Here is a 1490-nt window from a genome sequence, read left to right on the forward strand (position 1 = left end):
AGTTCCGATTCATCCTACTGCTTTCAGCTTGGGGGACGAGGAAACCAGGGTATGTGGTGGAGGGCAAGAGAAAGCGCCTCATTCCTTCCATGGTTACGAGTTTATGACACTGGTAACACTACCAGAGCTAGTGACGGCACGTTAAAAGCAGCTTCCCCAGTAGTTAAACTGTATGCAGACGGTTCGTTTGAAACTAATAACGAATCAGAGGGCTGTACCGTAACTCGCATGAAAGCCGGAGAGTATCTGATCGAGGGCTGCATGGGTATGAATTCAGATGCGGCGTGGGGTGGGATTGATGGTGGCTTCGATATCCCTAAAGATCGTAATGGGCAGGCCCTAATCTGGCTTGACTATGAGGTTAATGCCGACGGATCAGTGCTCGTGAAAACATTCCACCGGGAATACCCGTCAGCACCGATATTTGCGAGGAACTCACGGGAAGGTTTCGTGGATGGCGAACCGGCCGATATTCCGGCCGATCAGTTTGTCAGTGTCCGTGTAGAGATGCCGCAAAACAGTATCTGGAATCAGCGTGCAGCTATGGCTGAAGTTTCTGATTGATCATCTGATTAAAGGCAGAATCATCAGGCATATCCAAGCGAACATCGATCCAGCTGTTCACCGGCACGTCCATCGGTTCCCCTTTTGTTTTGACGATCTCCCCTTCATCGCTCAGCATGTATTTTCGCTTAAACAGGCGGATAGTCAGCCCACCGCTTTCTGCCTGCTCTGCTTCAACAATCCCAAGCTCTCCCATGCCGCCTGGGTCCATTGGCGGCAGTAACTGCCATCCCTCTGACGCCAGGCCTGCCGAACCTCTCAGCACATAAACACCAACATCGACCCGGGAAATTTTGATTCCTTCAGCTTCGGTGTTCGCAGTACCGCAGCCGCACCATGCAAAACCATCCTCGGATATATCCGTGCGCTGGTTCTGTTCCTGAGAATTAACAATGCGAGCAACAGGTGAGGCCGCCTTTAGGGTGCCATCACTTGCTTTAGTCGTATTACCCGTTGAATATAATTTGACAGGTGAAAGCCACGTACCGCCTGCCTGTTTACGAATTGTGATATTTGCGGCTGACTGAGCTGACATTGCTTCATCGACCAGCATAAATCCGTAATTCGCACTATCTCCTCCTGAGGCCGCATTAGAACCGTTCCGATGGCGAACAGAAATATAGCTCCGCCATACATTATCATCAGTTATTCGGGCAGAACCTATTGTGGAAGGGTTGGTTGAAATATCATTAAACCAGCCAGTAGAAGATAAGGTTCCATCGATGTTGACACCAATTGCGGCCCCCCTGTTGCTACCCGTACCTCCCAGTGACACAGGCACGTAACCATTGCTGTCTACCAAACCGACCTTTATTCACCCGCATCAGCAGTCATGGCCAGCTCTGCTGCTCTGATTTTTTGGTTGTATAAAGAATCGGCAGGCATTTCGACGCGCACGGACACGAACTGGTCGCTAGGAATGTCGA

1 protein-coding gene and 1 pseudogene are annotated in these 1490 nt (G+C 50.5%); one reads left to right on the top strand and one right to left on the bottom strand.

All coding sequences use genetic code 11. From position 1 onward, the window contains the following. Positions 1 to 564, top strand: a pseudogene (locus tag ACOTX5_RS21215) (phage tail protein); the annotation flags it as partial. Here the strand turns inward: ACOTX5_RS21215 and ACOTX5_RS21220 are convergent. Further along, complete coding sequence (locus ACOTX5_RS21220; RefSeq protein ID WP_229654969.1) at positions 542 to 1366, bottom strand: hypothetical protein; 825 nt, start codon at positions 1364 to 1366, stop codon at positions 542 to 544. The pseudogene ACOTX5_RS21215 and the gene ACOTX5_RS21220 overlap by 23 nt on opposite strands. Positions 1367 to 1490: the final 124 nt, after the last annotated feature.

Source organism: Enterobacter cloacae complex sp. IR5441, from assembly GCF_049238215.1.
Classification (GTDB): domain Bacteria; phylum Pseudomonadota; class Gammaproteobacteria; order Enterobacterales; family Enterobacteriaceae; genus Enterobacter; species Enterobacter hormaechei_C.